Annotated in this window: 21 protein-coding genes, 1 tRNA gene and 2 rRNA genes; 10 read left to right on the top strand and 14 right to left on the bottom strand. The window is 40.2% G+C overall.

From position 1 onward, the window contains the following. Window positions 1-5: 5 nt before the first annotated feature. The 5 genes from G4P69_RS02260 to G4P69_RS02240 all read right to left on the bottom strand — a co-directional run bounded on the left by G4P69_RS02260 (window position 6) and on the right by G4P69_RS02240 (window position 5,953). A complete protein-coding gene (locus G4P69_RS02260) occupies window positions 6-1,001 on the bottom strand; it encodes a glycosyltransferase (protein WP_208339694.1) in 996 nt (331 codons plus the stop codon). Between the two features lie 143 nt (window positions 1,002-1,144). Further along, window positions 1,145-2,578, bottom strand: coding sequence for a lipopolysaccharide biosynthesis protein (locus tag G4P69_RS02255; protein ID WP_208339693.1), 1,434 nt, complete (start codon window positions 2,576-2,578; stop codon window positions 1,145-1,147). A gap of 29 nt (window positions 2,579-2,607) precedes the next feature. Continuing rightward, complete coding sequence (locus tag G4P69_RS02250) at window positions 2,608-3,561, bottom strand: glycosyltransferase family 2 protein (RefSeq protein ID WP_208348202.1); 954 nt, start codon at window positions 3,559-3,561, stop codon at window positions 2,608-2,610. A 53-nt stretch (window positions 3,562-3,614) separates the two neighbouring features. After that, window positions 3,615-4,547, bottom strand: coding sequence for a beta-1,6-N-acetylglucosaminyltransferase (locus G4P69_RS02245; protein ID WP_208348200.1), 933 nt, complete (start codon window positions 4,545-4,547; stop codon window positions 3,615-3,617). Between the two features lie 197 nt (window positions 4,548-4,744). Continuing rightward, a complete protein-coding gene (locus tag G4P69_RS02240; RefSeq protein ID WP_310833736.1) occupies window positions 4,745-5,953 on the bottom strand; it encodes a WecB/TagA/CpsF family glycosyltransferase in 1,209 nt (402 codons plus the stop codon). A gap of 553 nt (window positions 5,954-6,506) precedes the next feature. Here G4P69_RS02240 and G4P69_RS02235 point away from each other — a divergent pair. Together G4P69_RS02235 and G4P69_RS02230 are read left to right on the top strand one after the other, a co-directional pair. Next, window positions 6,507-8,225 carry a diflavin flavoprotein gene (locus G4P69_RS02235; protein ID WP_208348198.1) on the top strand — a complete coding sequence of 573 codons (1,719 nt, stop codon included), beginning with the start codon at window positions 6,507-6,509 and terminating at the stop codon, window positions 8,223-8,225. 154 nt (window positions 8,226-8,379) lie between these two features. Continuing rightward, entirely contained in the window at window positions 8,380-10,113 is a 1,734-nt protein-coding gene (locus G4P69_RS02230; protein WP_208348196.1) for a diflavin flavoprotein, read from the top strand. A 427-nt stretch (window positions 10,114-10,540) separates the two neighbouring features. Here G4P69_RS02230 and G4P69_RS02225 read toward each other — a convergent pair whose 3' ends face one another. Beyond that, window positions 10,541-11,104: a response regulator gene (locus G4P69_RS02225; protein WP_208348194.1), complete on the bottom strand. Its 564-nt coding sequence runs from the start codon at window positions 11,102-11,104 to the stop codon at window positions 10,541-10,543. Between the two features lie 681 nt (window positions 11,105-11,785). Then, window positions 11,786-13,306 carry a transposase gene (locus tag G4P69_RS02220; RefSeq protein WP_208346092.1) on the bottom strand — a complete coding sequence of 507 codons (1,521 nt, stop codon included), beginning with the start codon at window positions 13,304-13,306 and terminating at the stop codon, window positions 11,786-11,788. Between the two features lie 749 nt (window positions 13,307-14,055). Between G4P69_RS02220 and G4P69_RS02215 the strand changes: the two genes are divergently transcribed. The 4 genes from G4P69_RS02215 to psaX all read left to right on the top strand — a co-directional run bounded on the left by G4P69_RS02215 (window position 14,056) and on the right by psaX (window position 16,195). Beyond that, on the top strand, window positions 14,056-14,385 hold the full coding sequence (locus G4P69_RS02215) for a hypothetical protein (protein ID WP_208348191.1): 330 nt from the start codon (window positions 14,056-14,058) through the stop codon (window positions 14,383-14,385). A 167-nt stretch (window positions 14,386-14,552) separates the two neighbouring features. Continuing rightward, window positions 14,553-14,756, top strand: a complete 204-nt coding sequence (locus tag G4P69_RS02210; RefSeq protein WP_208348315.1) for a hypothetical protein — start codon at window positions 14,553-14,555, stop codon at window positions 14,754-14,756. 99 nt (window positions 14,757-14,855) lie between these two features. Continuing rightward, window positions 14,856-15,770, top strand: coding sequence for a lipoyl synthase (lipA, locus tag G4P69_RS02205; protein WP_208346386.1), 915 nt, complete (start codon window positions 14,856-14,858; stop codon window positions 15,768-15,770). A gap of 254 nt (window positions 15,771-16,024) precedes the next feature. Further along, window positions 16,025-16,195 carry a photosystem I protein PsaX gene (psaX, locus tag G4P69_RS02200; protein ID WP_208346378.1) on the top strand — a complete coding sequence of 57 codons (171 nt, stop codon included), beginning with the start codon at window positions 16,025-16,027 and terminating at the stop codon, window positions 16,193-16,195. Between the two features lie 65 nt (window positions 16,196-16,260). On the opposite strand, the gene G4P69_RS02195 is transcribed toward psaX, so the two are convergent. After that, window positions 16,261-17,127: a branched-chain amino acid ABC transporter permease gene (locus tag G4P69_RS02195; protein WP_208345439.1), complete on the bottom strand. Its 867-nt coding sequence runs from the start codon at window positions 17,125-17,127 to the stop codon at window positions 16,261-16,263. A gap of 160 nt (window positions 17,128-17,287) precedes the next feature. Between G4P69_RS02195 and hrmK the strand changes: the two genes are divergently transcribed. Together hrmK and larE are read left to right on the top strand one after the other, a co-directional pair. Next, window positions 17,288-19,096: a hybrid histidine kinase/response regulator HrmK gene (gene hrmK / locus G4P69_RS02190; RefSeq protein WP_208345441.1), complete on the top strand. Its 1,809-nt coding sequence runs from the start codon at window positions 17,288-17,290 to the stop codon at window positions 19,094-19,096. A gap of 104 nt (window positions 19,097-19,200) precedes the next feature. Then, on the top strand, window positions 19,201-20,067 hold the full coding sequence (larE, locus tag G4P69_RS02185; protein WP_208345443.1) for an ATP-dependent sacrificial sulfur transferase LarE: 867 nt from the start codon (window positions 19,201-19,203) through the stop codon (window positions 20,065-20,067). 249 nt (window positions 20,068-20,316) lie between these two features. On the opposite strand, the gene G4P69_RS02180 is transcribed toward larE, so the two are convergent. Together G4P69_RS02180 and G4P69_RS02175 are read right to left on the bottom strand one after the other, a co-directional pair. Continuing rightward, window positions 20,317-20,401: transfer RNA gene (locus G4P69_RS02180), tRNA-Ser, on the bottom strand. 51 nt (window positions 20,402-20,452) lie between these two features. Further along, window positions 20,453-21,382 carry a TIGR04168 family protein gene (locus tag G4P69_RS02175; protein WP_243902684.1) on the bottom strand — a complete coding sequence of 310 codons (930 nt, stop codon included), beginning with the start codon at window positions 21,380-21,382 and terminating at the stop codon, window positions 20,453-20,455. A gap of 150 nt (window positions 21,383-21,532) precedes the next feature. On the opposite strand from G4P69_RS02175, the gene nadA reads away from it, so the two are divergent. Continuing rightward, the gene (gene nadA, locus G4P69_RS02170) at window positions 21,533-22,507 is read left to right on the top strand and encodes a quinolinate synthase NadA (RefSeq protein WP_208345262.1); all 975 of its coding nucleotides are present in this window, start codon (window positions 21,533-21,535) and stop codon (window positions 22,505-22,507) included. On the opposite strand, the gene G4P69_RS02165 is transcribed toward nadA, so the two are convergent. Continuing rightward, on the bottom strand, window positions 22,467-23,345 hold the full coding sequence (locus tag G4P69_RS02165; RefSeq protein ID WP_208345263.1) for a hypothetical protein: 879 nt from the start codon (window positions 23,343-23,345) through the stop codon (window positions 22,467-22,469). The two genes, nadA and G4P69_RS02165, sit on opposite strands and share 41 nt — an antisense overlap. A gap of 543 nt (window positions 23,346-23,888) precedes the next feature. On the opposite strand from G4P69_RS02165, the gene G4P69_RS02160 reads away from it, so the two are divergent. Next, complete coding sequence (locus tag G4P69_RS02160; protein WP_243902685.1) at window positions 23,889-24,647, top strand: iron-containing redox enzyme family protein; 759 nt, start codon at window positions 23,889-23,891, stop codon at window positions 24,645-24,647. A gap of 116 nt (window positions 24,648-24,763) precedes the next feature. Here the strand turns inward: G4P69_RS02160 and G4P69_RS02155 are convergent, their stop codons facing one another. The 3 genes from G4P69_RS02155 to G4P69_RS02145 form a co-directional block, all read right to left on the bottom strand. Further along, complete coding sequence (locus G4P69_RS02155; RefSeq protein ID WP_208345264.1) at window positions 24,764-25,339, bottom strand: TetR/AcrR family transcriptional regulator; 576 nt, start codon at window positions 25,337-25,339, stop codon at window positions 24,764-24,766. Window positions 25,340-25,493: 154 nt separating this feature from the next. Continuing rightward, a 5S ribosomal RNA gene (gene rrf, locus G4P69_RS02150) occupies window positions 25,494-25,611 on the bottom strand. Between the two features lie 138 nt (window positions 25,612-25,749). Continuing rightward, window positions 25,750-25,939 (bottom strand): 23S ribosomal RNA (locus G4P69_RS02145); the annotation flags it as partial.

Here is a 25,939-nt window from a genome sequence, read left to right as displayed (position 1 = left end):
ATGCATTAATTTGTGAAATTGAGAGGATATTTTTGTCTTAAAAACATTTTTTTAAATGTATTTTTTAACCACAAATATTGTGTACAAGGTAAGATAATTACTCCAAAAATTTTACATAACACTTTCGACATTGTTGTCCATTCCAAAAGCACCGACGGATTGTTTTTAATGACTTGCCAAAAATATCGAATGGCGATTATACCGTTTTTTCTTGCCAAAGGAGCTTCTAGTGCTTTCAACCCTAAGTACTTATAAAGACAAGCAAAACTATTTCTTTTCATTTGTTGTAGGGATTCAGGAGCATCATTAAAAGCTTCCTCTAGAAGTCGTAAGCAGGCTGCTTCCATCTTTAAAATATTGGAAGACGTTGAATGAGGAGACATTCGATATAAAATTTGAGGACGTGATACAGCTACATAGTGATAGCGAACCGCCAAACGTAGCCACATATCCCAATCATCGGCTGGCGATAATGCTTGATTAAAATCACCTACTTCAGTTAAAGCCTGCTTTCGAATTAAAGGATTAGAGCCATTTTCTAAAATGTTCTCTACTAAAAGCTTTTCATATATACTTCCATTGATACTTGTGTGACTACCTAAGCGAAAAAATTCGCCGTTTTCAGTGATGTAGTTTACCCAGCTATAAGCAACCGCAGCTTCGGGATTTGTTTGCAAAGCCTTAAATTGTGCTTCTAGCTTATCTGGTGTCCAAAGATCATCAGCATCTAAAAAAGCAATAAACTCTCCAGATGCATGAGCAAGTCCTCGATTGCGACTGACGGCTACACCAGAATTCTTATATTTAAATAGCTTGATACGAGGATCTTTTATACTAGAAACAATATTCCAACTAGAGTCTTTGGATCCATCATCAATAACTATAATTTCTAAATCATAAAAGGTTTGATTTAGGGCGGATTCAATTGTTTCTCGAATAGTTTTTTCACCATTATAGACAGGAATAATAACAGAGATTAGTGGCATATTAGATCTCAACATTTAATTCATTTGACATTACGTTTACTATTTCGTTAGCTATATTTTTCCAATTTAATTTATTGTTTAATTTATCTCGTATTGCTTGAAGAATTGATAATAGTTGCTCAGTATTTTCTAGGATTTTTCGTGAGGCTAACAAATAATTAATATCCCAATTTTTCTTTCAAGAATCTGGCTGATTGACTAGCTACAATTTGATATTTTATAAACTGTCGTGGCAGTATGAATTTAATACTTAAAATATAAATTAAAACAAATACAATCTGTTTTAAAATCAAAGGTAGATTTATAGAAATCACCAGAGGTAAGATAATTAAAAGAACTGGAATAAAACAAGACAATAAAAACCTACGCATTGACCAATTAAATTGTTTGCAGCCCGCTAACCACCAGGAAAATGTCCAAACAAATCCTAGAATGGAAGCAACAGCAACACTGACTCCCAGAATTCCTGCATATTTCGCACCAAAAACAAAACCAAACACAGCAATCGGCGCAATATACAGATTAACTTTAGCATTAATGTCTGGTCGACCTTTCGCCGAAAGCATAGAATCTAGAGGGCTATTAATAACGCGAAAATATGCAAAAACTAGCAGCCCAGGAATAACTATGGTCATTGGTGTCCATTTAGCTCCAAATGCCAAAGTTATCAATGATTTATCAAGGGTTAAAAGGATTAGTGCGTATATAGGAGCAGTTATAAAAGCAACTTGCTCAACAACGTTAAAAAGAGCATTTTCTTGCTCTTTCTCATCTGTTAATTGTGCAAAAATTGGCGTTCCCAATTGACCAATAACTGAATTAAATATAGTCGATAAAGCCATGGTTAATTGATAGGCAAGATTATAGTAACCAAGACTAGCATTGCCCAATACCTTACCAACAACTAGATTGTCAACGTTTGCATTTACATAGAACCCAAAGCTAGAACCTGTTGCGCCTAGACAAAAAGATAAAACTTCAGATTTAACCTCTGGATTAATTTCTAAACGTAAGCGATGACCAGATTTATAGCGACATAAAATACAACCAACTATCCAAGAAGCAGTATCTCCAATCACAAACGACCAATAACTCAACCCCGCCAAAGCAGAGCCGGTGGTACATAATAATCGAGTTATAGAGCTTATTAAAGTTATGTTTGCCTGCTCTTGATACTGCATCTGTCTGGTCATGATGCCAGAATAAACGTAGAGTATAGAGGATAGGACTAGATTAAAAGCAAATACTATTAATATCCAAGTTAAATTTGGCTGATGGAAAAAATTAGCTACCAATGGTGCGGTAGCTATCATAGCTACCGCAAAAGAGACTCCAATGTAAAGACTTATTGTGTAGGTGGTGTTTAAGTAACGTTTATCTTCAGTACCTTTGTAAACAATAAATGACCCTGTTGTGCTTTGGGTAAAGAGTGTGAAAAAAGACCAAAAAACGTAAGCAACTCCAATAACTCCAAAGTCTGATGGTAAGAGTAACCTTGCGAGAACTAAATTACTTAATAAAGCGAAAAAACGTAAAAGAAATGTACTATAGGTTATCCAAAGGCCACTCTTAATCAAAGAAATTTGTTTCATGGTCTATGTTGGTAGAGATATAATAGCGCCTATTTGGCGACTGCTTTTCCTAGCGATCGCCCAATCACGATTTGAGCAAGTGGTGCTAAACGCGCAGCTGTTAAGGTAAGTAGTGAGCGTGGATCTTTGTAGAATATGGAACTATCTGCGGCGATCGCTTGATTCAAAAAATCACGAGCTTTCTTTGCATCCCCACCTTGAAGACATAAGCGAGCAAGGTAACGATACATATAAGCATAAGCTGTTGGTAGTATCGGCTCTACTAACTCCGGATAACTGTGGTGAGCATTCTGAATCACCTGTTCACAAGAGTACTGCATTTGTCCTACATTGAACGAAAGCCCAGAAGGACGGACGCGATAATAACTCAATACACGCGCTTCCCTGTAAAAAGTCCAGCGTCGCGTCAAAGCTACCCGCATCCAGAAATCTAAATCCTCACAGCTACGTAGACTTTCGTCAAATTCACCCACTTCATCGTATACACACCGGCGAAATACTCCATTAGAGCCATGACCTACAAAGTTCTTGCACAGTAAAGCTAAAACTGGGTCAGACTTGATTGGTTTACCGCTTAGGAATACGAATGTTGAACTTCCATCATCACGAATTGCTCTCGAAGCACTGTACACAACTCCGGCTTCTGGAGTGCGATCCAGTCGATCTACATGATTAGCTAACTTGTCTGGATGATAGATGTCATCGCCATCTAATAGTGCAATATATTCGCCACAAGCATGATGAATGCCATAATTGCGTGCTGATGAAAGACCACCATTTTGTTTTTGCAATAATTTAAAGCGTGAATCTCGCTCTATAAAAGTTTGAACTACAACAGCAGTATCATCACTAGAGCCGTCGTCTACAATAATCACCTCAAAATCACGGAACGATTGGCGTTCTAGACCAATCAGTGTATCCTGAATGTAGGAGCCCACATTATAAGCTGGGACTACAACACTAACTTTAGGAATAACAATCATATCAGTTACCAGTTATCAGTTATCAGTTATCAAGCGGTGTTAATTGATAACTATTAAGCAAGTTCCAGGATCCTAGTGTCTAGGAGATCTAATATCTTGCTATCTCTAGATAAATCAAATTTTCTAGCAAAATGCGTATTACTTTGAACTATTAATGGATAGTCATTCGTTGTGAGTATTCGCGGATGACCGTTACGAGTTTTATAAAAATCAAAGTAGCGTTTTGGGTTGTTACATAAATTAAATAATTGACTGTTCACCAGCACTGTTTGTATATAAGATTCGACTGATACACATACACCTTTGTAATAATTTACGACATCAGTATTTGATATAGAAAATTCGTACAGGTATTCAACACACTTCCTAGACAAAGTGCAGAAAAAAGAGCCTCCATAGCAAATAAACTTCTCATTAAAAGGCGTTGAGCTTCTCAATCCAACTGTCACACCATAAGAGAAGTTGAGGCGAAAAAAGGGCTGTATATAATTAATTACTTTTAAGTAATTTAATATTTCCTTTTGACCTTCAGGTAAGTGTGACAGAAGTTGGTTATATTTATAATAATACCGAGTGTAACCTTCTCTAATACTCCAATGGCTTTCTTTAGAGAAGACTTCAAAGTATTCTAAAAAGCCATCATAAGTCGTTTCTGCCAGGAATTTTTGAGTTTCTGAAAGTGGTTGAGTAGGATAATCTTGACCTGTGATGTTGATCAACCAATCAAAATGAATATTGTTATCCTTAAGGAATTTTACAGCATCCAGATAGTTTTGAATTATAGAAAAATCTACTCCTCGTGATCCTTTAGCTGGAATCACTTCGATGTTTGATAAATCTTTGAGCGTTTCTACATCTAAATTGCAACCAGAAAAATCGTGACTTACGATCACTTGAGAATCAGGACTTGATTTTTTGATCGTACGAATCAGGCGATAAATCTGGTTTAGATTTTTATGAGTTTGGATAAGATAGCCAACTTTCATATGATAAGATTTACACAATAAATTCAGGAATTTACTCAAATTAAATCTCTATAATCTATAACCCCAATTCAGTAAGATAAATCTTGATTTTAAAAAGTAGTTTTTATTGCGACGAAATCAACCTAGTCTTTAAATATTAGTGAATTGGTGTTATAGAAGAGAATTGTGAAAATTTTCACGGTGATCGCAAAAAAAAATCAATCACTAGATACTATTGTGGAAGCTATAACTTTCTTGACTACTTTCTCAATGTTTTGTTCCTTAATTGTTGGGTTGCGTTCCAACACTTCACCTAAAATCATTCCCAAAAGCCTTTGCTCAGAAAAAATAGCTTCAACTTGAGTTTTAGTCAAAAGATTGGCTTCAACCAAATAATCTAGAACCCGTTTAACCTTACTTTGAACATTAGGTAATGGTTCCTGACTTTGTGGAATTGAATTTGAGTAAAGGCTACTGTTTGCAGAATTATCTTTTGATGTCTTGCTATCAATTGGTTCCATCATCTGTACACGTAAAGGAGGTGCATAAAACTTCGCCAAGACCATGTGTAGCACAAAAGCTGGATTTCCTAGCAAGTAACGAGCTGCTAAGCGTTTGGGTTCACGGCACAAACGATATAACCACTCTAAACCTAAATTAGAAATAAAATTTGGACAATCAGGCACAACACCAGCTAGTCGATCAACAATCGCTCCTCCAAGCATAATTGCGTTGACGTGCAATCGAGAACGATGTTTTTGAATCCAACTCTCTTGTATTGGCATCCCCATACCTACTACTAAAATATGAGGTTTTACCTGATTAATTTTCTGGATTATGGATTCATTTTGTTCGATATTTTCTTTGTCAAAGTATCCGTGATGTCCAAAAAAGATGATACTTGGATATTGTTTTCTTAAATGACTAAGAGCTGCTTCTAAACGGTCTGCCTTTGACCCTAATAAAAATACGGAAAGCCCATGCTCATTAGATTTTTCTAGTACTTTTGGCATCAGCTTGCTATAGGAAGACCGATAATCTAAAGGTAACTTTAGACCCATCCAACCAATTGCTTTTAATATGCCGATGCTATCGCAATGAGTTATTTCCGCACTTTCCAGGAATTGATAATACCAGGGTATTTGCATTGAAAGATTAAAACTGTGTACATTGTAGTTTGCAACAATTATTTTGTTACCCTCAATACAAGCTTTGTTTATTGCTTCTACAATTGCTGGCACAGTCATGCAGGTAATGCGACGTCCTAGGAGGTATATTTCTAAACCTGGTAGATTTTGCACTTTATTGTGCTTAAATATCCTAGTAAATTGATTGCCCTGGTTACTGTCAGACAAATCCCTACTAGAAAATCGCAACTGCATACGGAGATTGTTAGAAACAGCAGTGGAGTTTTCTAAGTGAGCCACACAGTTTTCCTTATTACATATCTAACGTATCTCAAACAGATGTTACATGGTTACTCATGAACTAATACTCTGCTTATAGGAGTATTTTTGATGGTCAGAGATTAACATTTACTCTACTTTTAGACGGATTTTTATTGATAAAAACTCAAATTACTTAGCCGCTAGTATTAATTAAAACTTGTTTTATTTTTTACCATTAAAATCATATATATGTGTGTAGCATTTACATTGATAGATAACTGTCAAAGCGGCGAAAAATTAAAATCAATTACAGAAGCTTGCAAATTTTATGCTTTTAGCTACAAAATATCTTCATAGAAGATAACATTTCAGAAATAAATCTTTCTATAAAAAAACATTTTTTTGCTATAATTTGCATTCCCCGATAAAAGAGCGTGATTAACAGTTTTTTAGTAAAAATTGACGCTTAAAAATGGCTATTTCTAATACAAATGCTATTTAACAAAAAATAAAAAAAACGACAACTTTATAAAAATATTTGTGAGCAAAATAAAGACAAGAAAATAAAACTCAATAATATGGGGGAGGATTCATGGTAGCTCTCACAGAGAATGACCAAAAACGGCTAACTATACAAACTGTCGAAATTGCTCATAACACAACAGCGATTCGTTCTCTTGACTGGGATCGAGATCGTTTTGATATCGAGTTTGGACTACAAAACGGTACAACCTATAACTCTTATTTAATTAAGGGCGATCGCATAGCTTTGGTTGATACCGCTCACGTAAAGTTCCGTGATTTGTATTTAGACACCCTAAAAAGCCTTGTAAACCCGAAGGCGATTGACTATATAATTGTTAGTCATACAGAGCCAGACCATAGCGGTCTAGTGGAAGATGTTCTCCAGCTAGCTCCTAGAGCGACGGTTTTAGCCTCAAAAGTTGCACTCCAGTTTCTGGATAACCTAGTACACGATCCTTTCTCGAAGAGAATTGTTAAAAGTGGCGATCGCGTAGATTTAGGTCAGGGACACGAAATAGAATTTGTAAGTGCACCTAATTTACATTGGCCAGACACAATTTTTAGCTTTGACCATAAAACCCAAACTCTTTTTACCTGTGATGCGTTCGGAATGCACTATTGTAGCGATAGTACATTCGACGACAACCTAGAAGCAATCGAAGCCGACTTTAGATTTTACTACGATTGCTTAATGGGTCCCAATGCCCGTTCGCTCCTAAACGCGATGAAAAAAATGAACGAATTGGGCAACATTAAAATGATCGCCAATGGTCATGGACCGATATTATATCACAATCTTGATATTTTGCGCGAATCTTACGATAAGTGGAGTCACAAACAAGCAAAAGCAGAAACAGTTGTTGCCTTATTTTGCGCCTTTGACTACGGGTATAGCGATCGCCTAGCAGCTGCCATTTCTCAGGGAGTTCAAAAAACTGGGGTAGGCGTCGAAATAATGGATTTGACGACAGCTGAGAGCCAAGAAATCCAAGAACTAGCCCACAGAGCAGCTGGTATTATTATCGGTATGCCTCCGAGTGCTAATGTTGCTGCTCAAGCCTCTGTAAGTTCATTACTCGCCGTCGTTAACAACAAGCAAGTTGTAGGGTTATTTGAGTGTTACGGCATCGATGATGAACCTATCGATACATTGCACAGAAAATTTATAGACCTTGGCGTCAAAGAAGCCTTCCCACCTGTTAGGCTTAAAGAAATTCCCAATACAGCCACATACCAACTTCTTCAAGAAGCTGGCACAGACATGGGACAATTGCTTGTCCGTGAGCGTAACATCAAGCAGATCAAGTCCCTAGACGTCAACATGGAAAAAGCGCTGGGTAGGATCAGCAGTGGACTCTACATTATCACAACCAGAAAAGGTGATATCAACGGTGCAATGCTTGCTTCCTGGGTGGCTCAAGCTAGTTTACAGCCTTTAGGATTTACTGTTGCGGTTGCAAAAGATCGTGCAATTGACTCCTTGATGCAAGAAGGCGATCGCTTTGTCCTCAACGTGTTGGAAGAAGGAAACTATCAGGAACTCAAAAAACACTTCCTCAAACGCTTGCTTCCTGGTGCTGACAGATTTGCTGGTGTAAAAACTCAACCCGCGCAAAATGGCTGCCCAATTTTAACAGATGCCCTCGCTTATATCGAATGCGAAGTTGTCAGCAGCATAGAGTGCAGTGACCACTGGATTTTATACTGTACCGCCGAAGATGGTCGCGTTTCCAAACCAAATGGGCTCACAGCAGTTCGTCATCGCAAAGTAGGGAATTACTATTAATGGGCATGGGGCATAGGGCATTGGGCATAGGGCATTGGGCATTGGGTATTGGGTATCTACTCGCTCCTGTGCTCCCCCTGCTCCCCCTGCTCCCCCTGCTCCCCCTGCTCCCCCTGCTTCCTGCTCATCTCCCCTCACACTTCACTGAACAAAGATGAATAATTCTAATCCTCGCGACATTCAAGTTTTGCCAATTGCCACAAACACTACTGTGCTGAGAGCACGTAGTTGGACACGGCTACGATTTGAAATCGAATATGCGCTTGCTAGGGGCACCACCATCAATTCATATTTAATTGAAGGCGATAAAACTGCAATTATTGACCCACCTCCAGAAACTTTCACCGCTATTTATCCAAAGGTATTGCAACAATACTTGCATAAGCATGGTGATGCCCAACCTCTACAACGCTTGGATTATGTAGTTCTTGGTCATTTCAGCCCTAGTCGAGTTGCAACACTGAGAGCGCTTTTAGAACTATCCCCGCAGATAACTTTTGTTTGTTCTCTTCCTGGTGCCGCAAATTTACGTGCAACATTTCCAGACAAAGATCTGAAAATCTTGACGATGCGAGGGAAAGAAACTCTGGATTTAGGTAAGGGTCATGTATTGAGATTTGTTCCTATTCCCAGTCCGCGTTGGCCATCAGGACTATGTACCTACGATGAGCAAACCCAAATTCTTTACACAGATAAGCTATTTGGCGCTAACGTTTGTGGTGATGAAATCTTTGATGAAGATTGGGACATTCTAAAGGATGACCAACGGTATTACTACGACTGCTTAATGGCCCCCCAAGCTACTCACGTACAAGCAGCTTTGGAGAAACTATCAGAACTGTCGGTGAGGATGTATGCTACTGGTCATGGTCCACTAGTTCGCTACGGCTTAATAGAACTTAACAAAGCTTATAAAGCATGGAGCCATGCTCAAACTGCTCGCGAGATTAAAGTTGCTTTGCTTTACGCTTCAGCATACGGAAATACAGCGACTTTAGCCCAAGCGATCGCTCTCGGTATAACCAAAGGTGGGGTTGCAGTAGAATCAATCAACTGCGAATTTGCTCAACCTGATGAAATCCGCGCCGCAGTTGAAAAATCAGATGCCTTTCTCATCGGAACTCCTACCATAGGTGGTAATGCACCCACTCCTATTCACACTGCTTTGGGTATTGTGTTAGCGATTGATAACAACACCAAAATTGCTGGAGTGTTTGGTTCCTATGGCTGGAGTGGAGAAGCCATTGATTTAGTAGAAAGTAAACTCAGGGATGCTGGTTATCGGTTCGGATTTGACACTTTGCGCGTCAAGTTTAAACCCGACGATGTTACGCTCAAATTCTGTGAAGAAACTGGTACAGACTTTGCTCAATCTCTGAAAAAGGCTAAAAAAGTGCGTGTACCACAAACAGCTGCAACCCCCGTTGAACAGGCTGTAGGTCGTATCGTTGGTTCAGTTTGTGTTGTCACAGCTAAACAAGGAGAAGTTTCCACTGGAATGCTTGGTGCATGGGTTTCGCAAGCAACTTTCAATCCACCTGGTATAACAGTTGCGATCGCTAAAGATCGAGCAATTGAATCTCTCATGCATCCAGGAGGTAAGTTTGCTCTAAATATCATGCCGGAAGACAATCATGTAGACTACATGAAGCACTTTCGTAAATCTTTTCTACCAGGTGAAGACCGCTTTTCTGGTTTTGCTACAGGCGTTGCAGATAACGGTTGTATAGTTCTCAATGAGGCTTTAGCTTATATAGAATGTTCAGTGAACAAACGCATGGAATGTGGCGATCACTGGGTTGTATATGCGACCGTTGACAATGGTAAGTTGCTCAAACCTGATAGCGTGACTGCCATTCATCATCGCAAATCTGGCAATCATTACTAATCAAGTCCCTTATCAAAATTACTGGGTCTAAAACAAGAGTGCTTGTAGCACGGCTTTGTGTTAAAATTTGACCATGTCAGTACAAGACATTTAAATAAAACCTACTCCCGGACTGGGAGGAAGTCTACGCCCAAAACACTGCAAGGAGATACGCCAGGTGCTACCCTACGGGAAGCCTCCCTTCGGTCGTCTACAAGCCGGGAAACCCTAGTCGAGCACTGGCTCATCAGTACGCCCTAAGTGGCAAGCCGTAGTTCGCCTGGGAACCTGTGAAAACAGGATATCAAAGCCTTAGTGTCTTGAGAATATCCGTCTATGCGCGAGCGGAGAGTGTCAATGAGCGGCTCCCCTAGCTACAAGCTAGGGGATTTTTACTGAAAACGTATACCAATTGTATTTCAAATTCCACCATAATTACTTATTGACATTACTTGATTTTTTGTTTAATGAAGGTCACAACTTGAGCTAGCTGTCTTTTTAGGGAATCGATTTCCGTCTGCATCTTGAGTACTTTGTCATTCAATGCTTCAATTTCACTAGAAGAAGCTGCTTTTGTTACAGAGGGTAGTCCCGTCGAATTTTGACCAGCAACAGCAGCTTGTTCTTGGCGCGGTTGTTTAGCTTTGCTCATAGCTAGTTTGATTGCACCAATGAGCTGCTTTTGATCAAAAGGCTTTCCTAAAAATTCAAAGTGTTCAAAGGGTTCTGAAATTTTCTCTGTAACCTCCTCTTTCCGACCTGACATGACTACTAAAGGAATCTTTCTAAGATCTGGTTGGGATTGAATCTGTTGGAAAACTTCCCATCCACTCATTTTAGGTAAAAGGAAATCCAACATAATCAGGCTAAGTTTTTCTTGACGTATTAAATTTAGCCCTTCTAGACCGTCTTTTGCTTCCAGTACTTCAAAGTTACCAGGAGGCAACATTTCTCGTACTTTTACCCTAACGACGGTGGTGTCATCAATAACTAAAATTTTATTACTTGCCACAACTAATTGCTCTTACAGAAACTTAAGTTTTAGATAGGCGCTTTGCCACTTAAGGCCTTTAAGCTATCCCACTATATCTAACATTGATGTGTATTAGGGGAGAGTAATTTCCGGTATAAATGACGATATTTAATGTGATTTAATTCACTGTTGACAAATAAGTGCTAATTCAGTAAGTAGTGTTATTTAAGGTAAAATGCGTTAGCTGAAGTTCAAATCACTACCCATTCGGGGTAAGTAACTCTGATTGTTTACATGGCAAAGTCACTGATTATTTTTGATAAGTATTAATACTTGTGTATCCCAAAAGAGCTTTGGAAAACGCCATTTTTGGGTTAGCAAAATTTGACTATCGACTTTAGTCTTGGCTTTTGGGCGATCGTCTCAATACGCCTGTTATTTTTTATACCTTGTATACGCCCAGCAATTTGCACTCTTACTAGAGGAGGAACGTAAATTGGAGGCCTCAAGTTTAAAGTAAGTGTAAGTTATTTCGCAAGAAAGAAGCAGCTTTCAGGGTGTGCAAAAACGACAGTTATTAATCTATTTGTACAAAAGAATGCAAGTATCTTACGATCTCACATTTGTTGCACTCTCAATCTTGGTCGCAGTAATTGGTTCTTATGGAGTATTGGTTGAACCCCTCTCCGGTCTAAAGACACGGAGAATAAGAGTGAAACATTACCCCTCAACTTTTAGCTCTATTAGCTTATCTGGTTGAGTAGTTTCGACCTGGTTAGAGATCCGCTCCAAGGGAGAATGAGTCTTCCCACGTTCAGACGCGCCTACTTGATTCGCGGATTGTTTGAAACGCTCCCAAGCCTCTAACAGGATCGGTTCCATTCCCGGATACTGGCAAGCAGCATCCTGCAATGAGAGCGTATTTTCCTCATTTACAAATCTACTCAGATAAGCGCTAAAAAGATCCCGATGCATTGCAATACCCGTTGCATCATGGTGAACCCGTTCAGATAGAGATTTCTTAACACGACTACCATCTAAATGGGTTTGGGACAGGGCTGTTTTCTGGGTAGAAAATCTAATGAATTGCCCGCCAGCGTTTTCAGCTTTGCGAGCCAATTCAGATTGTACAAAACCTGGAGACTTAGCAGAAATAGCTTTACCGTAACGTTTCTGCCAGCCTTTAACCGATACATTCTCGGTTTTTATGTTTTTACCATGTCGTAAAATCTCGTTAACCACTTTGCGATTTTGAGATTTAGCATAGGCTGTTTTCTTGCGTTCTAGCTCACGTTTTTTGTTGGTAAGTTTGCGATAATTAGCAGATTTTTTCCATTGACGTTTACCCTTTTTAACTTTGCCTTTTTTGGTGATAGTTTTACGTCCACGCTTGCCCTCGAAGTCAGGATGATAATTGTCGGGATTGTTAACCCGTTGGGAACGTTGCATTTTGCGCTGGATAACACTAATTTCGCGCTCCATTGTGGGTACACCTTCAGCAAAAGGTAATAACCCTGCATGTTTATCTCCCACATAGGCAATGTTAGAAATGTTCAAATCAAGCCCTATGACCCCATCTGAAACAAAGTTCTTTTCTTTTTGGTAGGGTTGACCTTCATTAATTAATTGAGCGTACCAGCGACGTTTCCCGTTTATTTCTCTCCAAAGCAAGCGAACATATTTAATAGGGGAGTTTAAGCCATGTTTAATAACTGGGTTGTTTTGGTCAATAATTGGATCTATTTTTATACCTGTCCAAACTACCTGATTATTTTTCCAGCGTAAACCCTGCTTGTTAGTCTTGCCTTCAACAGATTTAAAGCGTGTTGGTACTTTAAATCTAACTTTCTTGGCTTGTCCAAACAATACTTTTTCACTTGCATTGAATGCGCGAGTAGCAATCTTTTGCACAACTTGAGCATCTATCTTTTCAGCAATCCACTTGGAATTATTAGCAACAATAGAAGCGTAAGCCTGCAAATCAAAATCAGAGTACCTGTAAAGCTTTCTCGCTTCAGTAAACGCATCACTTCGCTTTTTCTTCTCGTTCCTAGATATCTTTTTCGCTGCCTTGTAAGCCTCGGAAGTCTTAACCAATTCCATTCTGATCATTGCTTCGTTCAAACAAGCATTGTAAAGCTGTCTACCTGCTTGAAATCTTGACAACAACTCAGATTCTTGAAAACTGTCAACTTTTAACGGTATCTCTGTTATGAATGTTGGCGTAGTCTTCCGAGCCACTTAATATCACCTACGATTGTTTGCTAGACTATATTTAGTCTATGCGCTATTTCTGGAGTTGTCAACATGAAAAGAATGAAAAATATACCAGTTTTTTACAATGAACTTAAGAAAAATCATAATATTGTTTTAACTGATACTACTTGGAACGCTTTAAGAGAATCAGCAAAACAACTTCGTATTAGTCCCAGTGAGTTGATCGAGAGATTAGTTCGTGAATATTGCAATATCAAAAACGACAAGATTTCTTGACGGCGAATAAATTCGCTCGTGGAGCCACACCACCCCGATATAAATACCGGGAGAGTGTTAATTCCCTTAATTCCTTAACACTCTCCCTTCTCCTGGCGGAGACGCTACGCGAACGGGGCTATCAGGCTTCCCGAACTATTTAGGTATATCAGTCAAGTTGATGATGCTTAAATCGTGGTTTACTTGTATTGTCAGTAATTCTACGATAAATGGGTTTGAAAGGAGACTGTAGTGGCACAAATAGACTACATTTGCTATAAGTTGCTGGGAATGATTATAAGCGGAGCTTATATATTCACTGCTTATTGTGCAAGTGCGCAGATTACACCAGACAGAACTTTAACAAATAATTCCAACGTTACAATCAATGGCAGCGGGCAGATATCTCCCTGACCAACCAAGCTGCAATTAGTGTTTTTGGCAATGATGGTGGAGATATCGCTATTAATGCCCAAAATTTTGAGTTCTCTAATTCATTCCTATTCGCTGGAATTGGAATGAGGTTGGGAAATGCTAGTACTGTAGCAGGAGATATTCAGCGCAATGCTACACAAGTAATTACCTTAGCACAAGGGAGCCAAGTAGATAATCAAGTATATCCAAATGCTCACGGTAATGGCGGCAACATCAAGATTGATACTGGTTCCCTTACCGTACAGAGTGGTTCTCAACTTTCAACCCCACTATTCGGGCAAGGAAACGGGGGAAACATTATCATCAATGCACCCGATCGCATTACCTTTGATGGGAAAAATAATGATAACTATGGTGTTGAGAAGGCAGAAGTACGAAGGCAGAAGGCAGAAGGCAGAAGGACCCCTGCCTAAAGACAGAGGATTCAAATAATGACGCCCTGTTTCTCGCGCTACGCGTCTCGCAACAGATTTTATTTTCTGTTCCGGATAAATCCGGGGGCTTGGACCCGTTTTGGGCAAGGCAGGGCATAAGGCTGTTCTGCCAGGTGACCGATCGCGTGAACTTTCAGTGACGAATCATGTTAGCGTATTATCCGAATAACGTCTACACCGCTATGAAAGAAAAATCATTACGTTTTCGGATGCATGAACGCCGTTACAACAAGCTGAAGTTATATGCTCAAAGCAAGCAAAAAACGATGACTCAACTCATCGAAGATTGGGTTGATAGGTTACCCAACCCAGAAAATCTGGGCTCCTCAAAAACCCCACCCTCGGAGTAATTTTAACCAGATCTTGCACCTTCGTCCAATATTCTTTCCCTTATCCCGCTAAACTTTATACGGGTGAAAACGTTGCTACCTATTTCCTTCTGATTACTTATGACCCCTTCTCAAAAAGCCCAACTTAAATCCGAAATTATAGCCATGCCGAAGTGGTTGCGCCCTTCAATTGGCAAAGCAAGCGAGATACAAACTGTACAACAAATTATTAAGCAACGCCAAATTCATACAATTTGCGAGGAAGGGCGGTGTCCGAATCGAGCAGAATGTTATTCCCAAAAAACTGCGACTTTCTTGCTCATGGGGCCAACATGTACTCGATCTTGTGCGTTTTGTCAAGTAGATAAAGGTCATGCACCAATGCCTATTGATTTAGACGAACCGCAAAAGGTAGCAGAAGCTGTACAGTTATTAGGATTAAGTTATGTAGTTCTGACTTCTGTAGCTCGTGATGACCTAGCGGATCAAGGTTCTGGTCATTTTGTCAAGACAATGGAAACTATCCGCCAGTGGAACCCAGGAACTCAAATCGAGGTGCTAACACCCGATTTTTGGGGTGGTGTTGGTGCGGGAGAGGAAGGTCAACGTCAGCGTATTTCTATGATTGTGAATGCTAAGCCTGCTTGTTACAACCACAATATCGAAACAGTGCGACGGTTACAAGGACCTGTAAGGCGGGGTGCAAAATACGATCGCTCTCTGCGCGTTCTGCAAATCGTTAAAGAACTTGACCCTACTATTCCCACAAAATCAGGCTTGATGCTAGGACATGGCGAAACAGTTGAGGAAATCGTTGAAACAATGGCAGATCTTCGCGAAGTGGGATGCGATCGCCTAACCATTGGCCAGTATATGCGTCCTTCCTTAGATCATCTACCAGTACAAAAATACTGGACACCAGAAGAATTTGATATTTTAGGCAGCAAAGCGCAGGAAATGGGATTTAGCCACGTCCGTTCTGGGCCTCTAGTTCGTAGTTCTTACCACGCAGGAGCAGAAGAAACAACAAATTAACTTATTATGATACATTTTGTTTATTTTTGCTGCTTGAAAACGCGAAATACAGAAAAATAGATGTCAAAGTGCTTCGCACTGTACAAAGTGAGCCGGGTTTAGCCTCGTGCATTGCTTGATACACCCTAGTTAGGAGAAAATCTTAGCTGGAGTGTTTGTTGACATGCGTTGGAATTGTTAACAAAAAAGTATCAGCATAAGTGCACTGGTCATAAATACCATAGAACAGAGTCTTTAAAATAGGAGAGAACATTATGACTTCTGAAACTCAAGCAAAAACATCAACACCTGCTAGCCAAAAAGTTGGTAAAGATGTTGCAAAATCTGGAGGTAAACCTCCTTACGCATTTCGTACAGGCTGGGCGCTGTTTCTGTTAGCTATCAACTTCCTCGTTGCTGCCTATTATTTCCATATCATTCAATAACTAGGCAAATCGAGACGGAGAAGAGTTCTCATCTTTGTCTCGAAGATTCATGATTCTAGTGTTGCTCAAATCGTGCCTTTAAATAAACCTTTAGGGCGAACGAGCAGTACTAGAATCATGATTAGGAGTGCTACGCCTTGTTTGTACTGAGAACCTAACCAAGGAGTGCTAACTTCTTGGGTAATGCCAATAATAAAAGCTCCTGCGATCGCCCCGTAGGGATTGCCAATTCCTCCCAAAATAACAGAGGCAAACAAAGGTAAAATTAAGAACCAACCCATATTCGGACGAACAGCCGTAACTAGTCCGTACATGCTTCCCGCTAAAGACGTGAGGCTTCCGGTTATAACCCAAGTCCAGATTATTACTCTGTCAACATTAATACCAGAAACTCTGGCTAAGTCCTGATTATCAGCAACCGCTCGCATTGCCTTACCAATTTTGGTGTTTTGTAGAAGGTAGCGTAAGGCAAAAATAGCTAAAACAGCTAAGAATAGGACTAGCAACTGATCTCGCGGTATCCTCAAGCCGAATATTTCCAACGCCTGGCTAACAGGTACACTATAATTTTGGTTACTACCTCCCCAAATTAGGAGAATACCATTACGAAGGAACAAGGCAAGACCGATGGAAATAATAATTAATGTAGTCGAAGTAGCTCGGAGCAACCGCATTCTTGACCAAAGTAATTTTTCTGATAAGAGCATAGCTGCTATTGTTCCCACCGCAGCTACCACCATCGACAGCCAAATATTGACACCGAATGAATTGACGAGTAGCGTAAGATAAGCTCCCAACGTGAGGAAGTCGCCGTGAGCAAAGTTTGATAAACGTAAAATTCCAAAGGTTAGGGTTAGTCCAACCGCAGCTAGAGCAATAATGCTCCCGACTGCAACTCCATTAACGATTAATTGAGCTAAATGCGCATCCATAATTTTCAGCAATTGCGGCTTAGTAATTTTATAAATAAACCGTTATATTTGACACTATGACTTTTACTCTATAAATATAGAAAGAATAGTACGCTAGTATACATAGAATCCTGTTGGTACTCTTGTGCCAAGCAAAACTTGTTAAGCGGTCTAGTTGACCATGCAGCAGTATTCAAGCTTATCAGACCAAAATGCAAAAATTAACGCAACGCCAACACTTTTGGCGACAATTCAGCAACTTCAGGCTGAGTTGTGGTTAGAACGTCGCTTGAACCAGTTGCAAAATCGCCTGAATAATTGCCTTGCTTCTGTTTTCACTACCGAACAACAGCAAGTTCCTCCAGAGGCAGAAATTTTTCAAACCTTAGTCAACGAACTTCACAGTACTTTAAACACAACTAGAGTAGTGATCGCGCTAGTTCAGCCGCAAGAAAACGTTGCAAAAGTTTGCTATGTATCTCGTTCCTCCTCTCAGCGATTGGAACCCCAACAACCAGGGATCAAGCAGAATGAAGAGAAAAAACTGGCTTTGAAACTCAATCAAGTGATAAGCATTGAAGATTTAAAGAGTTTAGAGAATCAACAACCACCCAATGCTTGGCAATTATCTGATCATTTAGGTGTCGTAATAGGCTGGTTGATTGTAGCAACAAAACCTTTACCGTCTGGGTATGAATCATTAGAAGACATCTGTGCTACACTCACATCACAATTTATGGCTATTGCTGCTAGCCAGTGTTCTACAGCCATAGCACAGCTGACAAAGGTACAATCTTTACAACAGCAATGTCAAGCATTAGCAAACCATAACCAGGATTTGCTGCGTACGAATCAACTCAAAAACCAGTTTCTAGCAAATACTAGTCACGAAATTCGTACACCCCTTAGCTCTATTATTGGTTTTACTCACCTGCTTTTAGCTAAAGGTTACGATCCAACCCAAGAGCGCCATCAAGAGTATTTACATATTATTCAGTCTAGTGGTAAACACCTTTTGGCTTTAATTAATGATATTTTGGATCTTTCAAAAATTGAAGCTAACCAGCTAGACTTACAGTATGAAACAGTAGAGGTGCAACCGCTGTGCGACACTCTTATAGCTCTTGTCAAAGAGAAAGCTGCTAACAAGGGTTTAAAATTAAAAGTTGACATAGATCCTGGTGTAACCAGTTTTGTGGCAGATCCTTTGCGCATTAAGCAAATGTTGCTGAATCTGCTGTTTAATGCATTAAAGTTTACAAATAAAGGCACCGTTGGGTTACAAGTGAAGCTTAACGGTTCATTTATACATTTTAGAGTTTGGGATACTGGCACTGGCATATCGCCAGAAGATCAAGCTGAATTATTTCAGCCGTATTTCCAAATCGCTAATCCAGCAGCTAGTCGTGAAGAAGGTACAGGTTTAGGGTTAGCTGTGACTAAGAAGCTAGCCGAACTTCACGGCGGTTATGTAGAACTGACTTCTGAAGTTGATCTTGGATCGAGTTTTACAATTGTACTTCCTCTTAGACAGGGAGGTGCAGAACAAGAAACTGACATAGAGGCGGAGTTGGGCTCCGAGGAAATGAACAATTCTTCTGTTTCTCCATCTCCCAACTGGGACGTTTTGCTGGTGGAAGACGACTTACCCAATGGTCAGATGATACAAACTTATTTAGAAAGATTGCACTATCAGGTCACATGGGTAAAAAGTGCCGCCGAAATGTGGGAAGCTTTACATAACATTTATCCAGCAGCGATTTTAATGGATATTAAGCTACCAGATAGCAATGGTCTTGACTTGGTGCAACAGCTACGAGATCATGACCAGTATAAGATGATTCCAATTATTGCACAAACAGCAATGGCGATGAAAGGCGATCGCGACATTTGTCTGGCAGCTGGGATTAATGACTACATCTCTAAACCCATTGATTTGGAATTGCTAGGAACCATAGTGTCAAAGTATTGCAAGTCACCAGAAAAATAAGTCCGAAGGAATAACTTCTTAGTGTTAAAGGCGAACTCATAACGCTTTCTCTAAAATAGAATATGTCAGGTGGTATAGCAATCGGGGTGGATTGGGGTTTAAATATGCTGACAAAAAAACTTGCACAACTAAAAGCTATTTTTGGAGAAATGGAGCAGGCTTTGATTGCCTACTCTGGTGGTGTTGATAGCACGCTAGTCGCTAAGGTGGCTTATGATGTCTTAGGCGATCGCGCTTTGGCTGTGACGGCTGTTTCTCCCTCGCTGTTACCAGAAGAATTGGAAGACGCGAAAATTCAAGCAGCAACTATTGGGATTCGTCATCAGCTCGTACAGACTCATGAAATGGAAAATCCCAATTATACTTCTAACCCCGTCAATCGCTGTTATTTCTGTAAAAGCGAATTGCACGACACTCTTAAACCCTTAGCAAGAAAGTTGGGTTATCCCTATGTGGTGGATGGGGTGAACGCTGATGATTTACATGATTATCGCCCAGGAATTCAAGCGGCAAAAGAAAGAGGTGCGCGATCGCCCCTAGCCGAAGTTGGAATGGTGAAAGCTGAAGTTCGCCAGCTTTCACTACAACTTGGTTTACCTTGGTGGGATAAACCCGCACAACCTTGCCTTAGTTCTCGCTTTCCATACGGTGAAGAAATTACCGTAGCTAAGTTACAAAGAGTTGGTAGAGCAGAAATCTACCTGAGAAGATTGGGTTTTAAGAATTTGCGCGTGCGTTCTGAAGGAGATACAGCACGCATAGAATTACCGCCAGAACATATTAAAGAATTTATTCTGACGACAGATCTACAATCTATAGTTTCTGCTTTTCAAGAATTTGGTTTCATTTACGTAACCTTGGATTTAGAAGGCTATCGCAGTGGAAAACTCAACCAAGTTTTAACAAGGAATGAGGAGGAGCCACTGCGTTGGACGGTGAATCCAGTGCTGCAGGAGGGTTTCCCTCTGTAGGCAACTGGTGAACCCGAAGGGGTTCCCCGGCTTGAAGCATGTGGCGTCCAGGAGTCAGAATTCAGGAGTCAGAGTTCAGGAGTCAGAACTCAGTACTATTCGGTTAAGGAGAATTGTTGCTTGGGAAGCCATCCCAGTAGGCGACTCCCTGTAGGGTGGCGAGTAGTGCTACCCTACAGGGAGTCGCTCAACACTAGACGATTTATGCTGACTCCTGACTCCTGGCTCCTGTATTCTTCTTACTACAGACGGAGAGGGTGAGATTCGAACTCACGGATGCTTTCACATCACTCGATTTCAAGTCGAGCGCATTCGACCACTCTGCCACCTCTCCAGTTAAGCTGTTAGCAAAAATGCTAACCGATTATATAGTATATCACACCTTTTACACAATTTGCACTACTTCAGTGGATTTTTGATACAAAATTTCCTCAGATGCAATTGCGAAATCGTCACCAACCCAAATAAGTGAGGCTTGAGAAACAGCGCCTCCTTCCATGAGGACAATTGAGAAGTTACGCAGCTTTTCGCTACCATTTTTTACAATTCTTGGTACACTTGCTGCATTTAAGTAAATTGTTCCCCCTGGAGTCTTAAAAAGACGCTTTCGTTTTACTTTCTTGGTATATCGCAAGCTGTGGTGCATATGACCAAATGTGACTAGCGGCACAATTTTACCAGCAGTGAGAGTGCGAGAAATTGCTTCCGCAAGATCTGGATCGCCAAAGTCTCCGCCAAGTGGGTTCCAATCTTTTCCACAAGGATCGTCAGGCTCATTACCTAACCCTGTAGGACCATTATGACCCACAAAGATAATTGTTTGGTACGCTGCGCTATTTACTGCTTTCACAATCCGAGATGTTGATTCCTCAAAATTTGCAACTCCGTACCATTGTTCGTAAAAGTCAGCATATTTCCATTCTGAACCACCCCAGCTAAAGGGGCGACTGCCAACGACTGTTAAATTGAAATCAGGGAAATCTAGGTGAGCGTACCCAACATGGGTTTTCCCTAACAAATCTAGTTGTTCCTGTACCCAATCTTCTTTGGTGCGATCATAAGGGCATTTACTACGTCCCCACTCTGTAGCTGTATACCAAGCGTCATGGTTTCCCATTACACTCGCTGAAGGAATTTCAAGGGACGCGATCGCTCTTACCACTTCGACTGACTCGTTCCCAAAATCTCCCACGAACAGCACTAAGTCAACACCCAAATACTTGAGTGCTATAGCGTCTTCTTCTTCCCACTGGTCGTGAACATCTCCTACTATTGCTATTTTCAATGTTTTTGGATTAATTTTCTGACTGGTCATGCCACTTTCCTTGCCTTCTTTTTCCAGCATAGGCAACTTACAGGGGTTTTGGCACCAACAGAAGGAGGATTACCCCCCTTCTATTTTTGGTAAAAAGTACTATAATTGAACCCACAGAGTAACAAAATATAATCTTACGTAACTCCTACTGTGTTTACAACTGTACTTGCTCAACAAGACAAAACCCAACTGGGTGAACTACCACTGAATTTATTTGCAGCTATTGAGAATCTTAAAAAAGAACTCAATGCCGTTATCCTGGCGCATTACTATCAAGATCCGGATATTCAGGACATAGCAGATTTTATTGGCGATTCACTACAACTAGCAAAAACAGCCGCAAAAACTAATGCAGACGTGATAGTGTTTGCTGGTGTCCATTTCATGGCAGAAACGGCAAAGATTCTTAATCCTGATAAATTAGTACTTTTACCAGATTTAGATGCTGGTTGTTCTTTAGCTGATAGTTGTCAACCAGAGGAATTTGCTGCTTTCAAGTCAGCACACCCAAATCATTTGGTTGTTTCTTACATTAACTGCTCTGCCGAAATAAAGGCAATGAGCGATATTATTTGTACAAGTTCCAACGCTGTGAAAATCGTCCAGCAAATACCAGAGGAACAGCCGATTATTTTTGCTCCAGATCGAAATTTGGGGCGGTATGTGATGGAAAAGACTGGACGAGATTTGGTGCTATGGCAAGGTAGCTGTATCGTCCATGAAACTTTTTCGGAAAAGAAAATTGTGCAGTTAAAAATAGCACATCCAGAAGCAGAGGCGATCGCTCATCCAGAATGTGAAACTTCGGTACTCCACCACGCAAGTTTTGTCGGATCTACAGCAGCTTTACTCAAGTATTGTCAAGAAAGCCCAACACAGGAGTTTATTGTTGCTACAGAACCGGGAATTATTCATCAAATGCAAAAACAAGCGCCGCACAAGTGCTTTATTCCTGCACCACCGATGAATAATTGCGCCTGCAACGAGTGTCCCTTTATGAGGTTAAATACGCTAGAAAAGCTCTACTGGGCGATGAAAAACCGCGCTCCAGAAATCACTATGTCAGAGGAAATTCGCCTAGCGGCTAAGTTACCCATTCAACGGATGCTAGAGATGAGCGTGTAGATGGACTTTTTTTGGCTTCTTGTTCAGCGGCTTCGCTATATTTCTTGTATAGTTTAGTACGAATCTGAGCTTCTTCATAACGGCTGTGACTAGGTGGTACAGCATTCATCAACTCTGATGCTCGTTGCCACCTAGCAGCTATATCTAGCCACTGTGCTGAGGTTTTGGCTACTTTCCCAGCTTCAGAAGCAGAATTAGCGATCCGTACTGCTTCTGCAAATGTGTCTTGTGATGGTGTTGCAGCTTTGTGGTTAGGAGTCACAAGTTGTTGCATTGGGTTTTTTAATTTACCTCCTAACATAGTATAAAGAATTATACAAAATAATAGTAAAAAACCGCATATTTTAGCGGTTTCCCAGAGGCGTTGCGATTGGAAATTGTTAGGTTTAGTGATCGAAAAAGTAGAAGCTCGAGGTTTTGGAAAAGGTGACATTTCCAAAGCCATTTTCCGTTCGCTGAGATCTTTAAATAATCGCTTAACTATATTCGGCTGGATTAGTGTAATTTCCTGTGTCCAGAGCAATTGTTGTTCTGAGTCTCGGTGGATTTCCTCTAGCCATAGCAATTGCTGTTCCCGAACAATTCGACTGTTTATATTTACTCGCCGAATGTTCCGTGGTTGAATTGACTCGAGAATCTGCTGGATTTGCTTTACTAGAATTGATTGTTCGAGGTTATCTTGACTGTGAGCCTCACAAAGAAGCTGTAAGACTCCGTTATCAAAAATAGCTCTGGTTCTAACACCAGAATTAGCGAGCCTGTCATTCAATACTTGAATAATTGCTGCAACGCTACCCTGGTGGGCTTGCCAAGCAATATCATTAATGCGATCTACCATCTGTGGACTAGTAATAGCTTTTTAACCCTGAACTGTTAATTTACTACTAAATTTAGGATACTAAGCCTTGGGCTCTATAAAATCCTTGTTTTTGATTGTATTGGTAAAAATACAACCTTGCCAGTTAAAAGCCTCGAAATTATGGAGTGCGATCGTACACAAGCTCAAGGTGTGCCAATTTAATCTGGTCAAGATTTTTACGACTACTTAAAGAACCAGCTGAAATAAAAGCCCTAAAAGCTTATAATTTCGTAAAATAGCCAGTATCGACCTACCTATTATTGAATCAAGTACAGGATATTACCCTGTTATTAGCTGTAAATTTCGCTTCTAGGAGTAAACAAATGAAACCAATACATCCCCCCTACCCTGTTTTCTTTGCATCTTAGGAGATTCACTGAAATTATCTATCAAAATAGAATTTAATTTTTAAATACTAAGTTTTTTTAATATCTCGATCCAAAGAGATAAGCAGTAAAATTGCTGATTGACTTTAGCTGAACTATCTTAAGTTGTCGTGAATGTAAGGATACAAAAACAAAGATGTCAACAGTTAGCTATGAGACTTCTCCTACTTACGTAGGTGTAGATCCAGTTAAAATAGAAGAGTTACGTATCAAGCACGCATGGATAACTGATCCAATTTATCGAGCAAGCGCTATAGTCAAGCAAATGCCGTTTTTTGATTGGGTTAGTCAGCTACAGTCTCCACTACAATTTAAACCTGCTGCGGTGCAACTCTACTACCACTCTGCTACATTTCCTAAAGTCATCGGATTGATGCTTGGAAATACTCCATTATCTGAAAATCATATGATGCCATTCTACGCCAAGCACGCTTATGGGGAAGCGGATCATTATCAGATGCTAATGAGATGGATACTAAAACACAAACTTCTCAACAATGCCAAAGAAATTGAAGAAGTCATTCCTACACTTGAAACAAATGCGTGTATTAATTTAGCCTACCAACTTGCTATTGAGCAAGATCGGGACAAGTGGTTAATTACTATAAATAGCGGAATAGAACTTTGTTCTAATCATTTATTCAAAGCCCTAGCCCCAAAAATGTATGAAATTAATGCAGGAGATGCTTATTTTGATATTCATGTGGAAGCTGACGATCATCACAGCATTATGGGAATGGAATACATTGACTTACAAGACAAAGAATCACTAAGAGGACGTGTGTTAATTGCCAAGGCATTAGAGGGTATTGGTTTATGGGCAGCTATGATCCATTCTTGGATTGGCATAGATATCTGCCCAAAATTTAATTTAGATGGCACATTGAAAAAATAGCCGAAGTTTTAAGAACATCAGCTCGTACTATAGCCTTATCAGCAGCAGTCAAAAACTGCTAGTTAAACCTTTTTTATATTAGGTTGTAATATTTTGAGTATCAAATAAACTACAGTTCAACTAATTAGCTGCCTAACAGCTTCTCGTGCAGCATGAATAGATTGCACTGAACAATACAATTGACTGCTAGTAATTGCTCCTTCAAATAGAACATAGATCGCATCGACTAGAAAAACGGTGTTATGTTTTTTATCTTCAATGTCTAATTTGGAAACCAGATCCCTGATGTAATCCCGTAAGGCATTTTTGTGTTCTATAACTGCAAGCCTAATTTTACTCTCTGGTAAGGGAAATTCAGAAGCAATGTTTATAAAAGCACAGCCTCTATAATTACTGTTAGACAACCACCGTTCTAAAAAAGTAAATAGGCTCAGCAACCGTTCTTGATGATCTTGATTTTTTTCGACCTCTTCTTGCAACCAAGAAAACCAATCCAGATGGCGCTTGTTCAAGTAAGCTACACACAACTCTTCCTTTGAGGAAAAATGGTGATAAAAACTTGCTTTCGCTACTCCTGCTTCTGCAATCAATTGATTAATCCCAGTAACATGGTATCCTTGCTCATAAAAGAGCCTACATGCTGTTTCTAGGATTTTAGTACTCGATTCACCGCGCAAATTTTGTGTTGTCATAGTGAAATAATAACCCAGATAGAAGATTCTAATCTAGGGATACTCATCAAATGGGATAAATCCGCATAAAATGGTGCAGTTTATGATTATACGACAAATCAACACAAAAGCCTTCCCAGAAGAATAACGGGGAAGGCTTTTGGTTTAAATATATACCTGGCATCGAGCTATTTTAGCGGGAGGCTACCCTCCGACTATCGTCGCCGCAACAGCGTTTCACCTCTGAGTTCGGGATGGGATCAGTGTGGTTCCACCGCACCATTGACACCAGGAAAGTCGCTTCGCTCCAAGTCAAAAGTCAAAAGTCAAAAGTCAAAAGTATAAATAATTTTTGATTTTGGCTACTAAACATTAACTTCTGTAATGAAGCTCAAAACATTGAAGACTGCATAGAAGCGAAAGAAAAATTAGAGGTCAAGCCCTCGGTCTATTAGTACGGCTCGGCTGCGGACATCGCTGCACTTCCACCTACCGCCTATAAACAGGTAATCTACCTGTGACCTTACTGGATTAATCCATGAGAGTACTCATCTTGAGGTGGGCTTCCCACTTAGATGCTTTCAGCGGTTATCCGCTCCGCACTTGGCTACCCAGCGTCTA

Source organism: Aetokthonos hydrillicola CCALA 1050, assembly GCF_017591665.1.
Taxonomy (GTDB): domain Bacteria; phylum Cyanobacteriota; class Cyanobacteriia; order Cyanobacteriales; family Nostocaceae; genus Aetokthonos; species Aetokthonos hydrillicola.
The sequence above is the reverse complement of the archived record's forward strand: the minus strand, read 5'-3'. Positions and strand labels throughout refer to the sequence as shown.

Excerpts from the sequence above, each read along its gene's own strand:
- G4P69_RS02260 (WP_208339694.1), bottom strand. The coding sequence starts at position 1,001 with ATGTTGAGATCTAATATGCCACTAATCTCTGTTATTATTCCTGTCTAT.
- G4P69_RS02255 (WP_208339693.1), bottom strand. The coding sequence starts at position 2,578 with ATGAAACAAATTTCTTTGATTAAGAGTGGCCTTTGGATAACCTATAGT.
- G4P69_RS02250 (WP_208348202.1), bottom strand. The coding sequence starts at position 3,561 with ATGATTGTTATTCCTAAAGTTAGTGTTGTAGTCCCAGCTTATAATGTG.
- G4P69_RS02245 (WP_208348200.1), bottom strand. The coding sequence starts at position 4,547 with ATGAAAGTTGGCTATCTTATCCAAACTCATAAAAATCTAAACCAGATT.
- G4P69_RS02235 (WP_208348198.1), top strand. The coding sequence starts at position 6,507 with ATGGTAGCTCTCACAGAGAATGACCAAAAACGGCTAACTATACAAACT.
- G4P69_RS02230 (WP_208348196.1), top strand. The coding sequence starts at position 8,380 with ATGAATAATTCTAATCCTCGCGACATTCAAGTTTTGCCAATTGCCACA.
- G4P69_RS02215 (WP_208348191.1), top strand. The coding sequence starts at position 14,056 with ATGAGGTTGGGAAATGCTAGTACTGTAGCAGGAGATATTCAGCGCAAT.
- G4P69_RS02210 (WP_208348315.1), top strand. The coding sequence starts at position 14,553 with ATGTTAGCGTATTATCCGAATAACGTCTACACCGCTATGAAAGAAAAA.
- lipA (WP_208346386.1), top strand. The coding sequence starts at position 14,856 with ATGACCCCTTCTCAAAAAGCCCAACTTAAATCCGAAATTATAGCCATG.
- psaX (WP_208346378.1), top strand. The coding sequence starts at position 16,025 with ATGACTTCTGAAACTCAAGCAAAAACATCAACACCTGCTAGCCAAAAA.
- G4P69_RS02195 (WP_208345439.1), bottom strand. The coding sequence starts at position 17,127 with ATGGATGCGCATTTAGCTCAATTAATCGTTAATGGAGTTGCAGTCGGG.
- hrmK (WP_208345441.1), top strand. The coding sequence starts at position 17,288 with ATGCAGCAGTATTCAAGCTTATCAGACCAAAATGCAAAAATTAACGCA.
- larE (WP_208345443.1), top strand. The coding sequence starts at position 19,201 with ATGCTGACAAAAAAACTTGCACAACTAAAAGCTATTTTTGGAGAAATG.
- G4P69_RS02175 (WP_243902684.1), bottom strand. The coding sequence starts at position 21,382 with ATGACCAGTCAGAAAATTAATCCAAAAACATTGAAAATAGCAATAGTA.
- G4P69_RS02165 (WP_208345263.1), bottom strand. The coding sequence starts at position 23,345 with ATGGTAGATCGCATTAATGATATTGCTTGGCAAGCCCACCAGGGTAGC.
- G4P69_RS02160 (WP_243902685.1), top strand. The coding sequence starts at position 23,889 with ATGTCAACAGTTAGCTATGAGACTTCTCCTACTTACGTAGGTGTAGAT.
- G4P69_RS02155 (WP_208345264.1), bottom strand. The coding sequence starts at position 25,339 with ATGACAACACAAAATTTGCGCGGTGAATCGAGTACTAAAATCCTAGAA.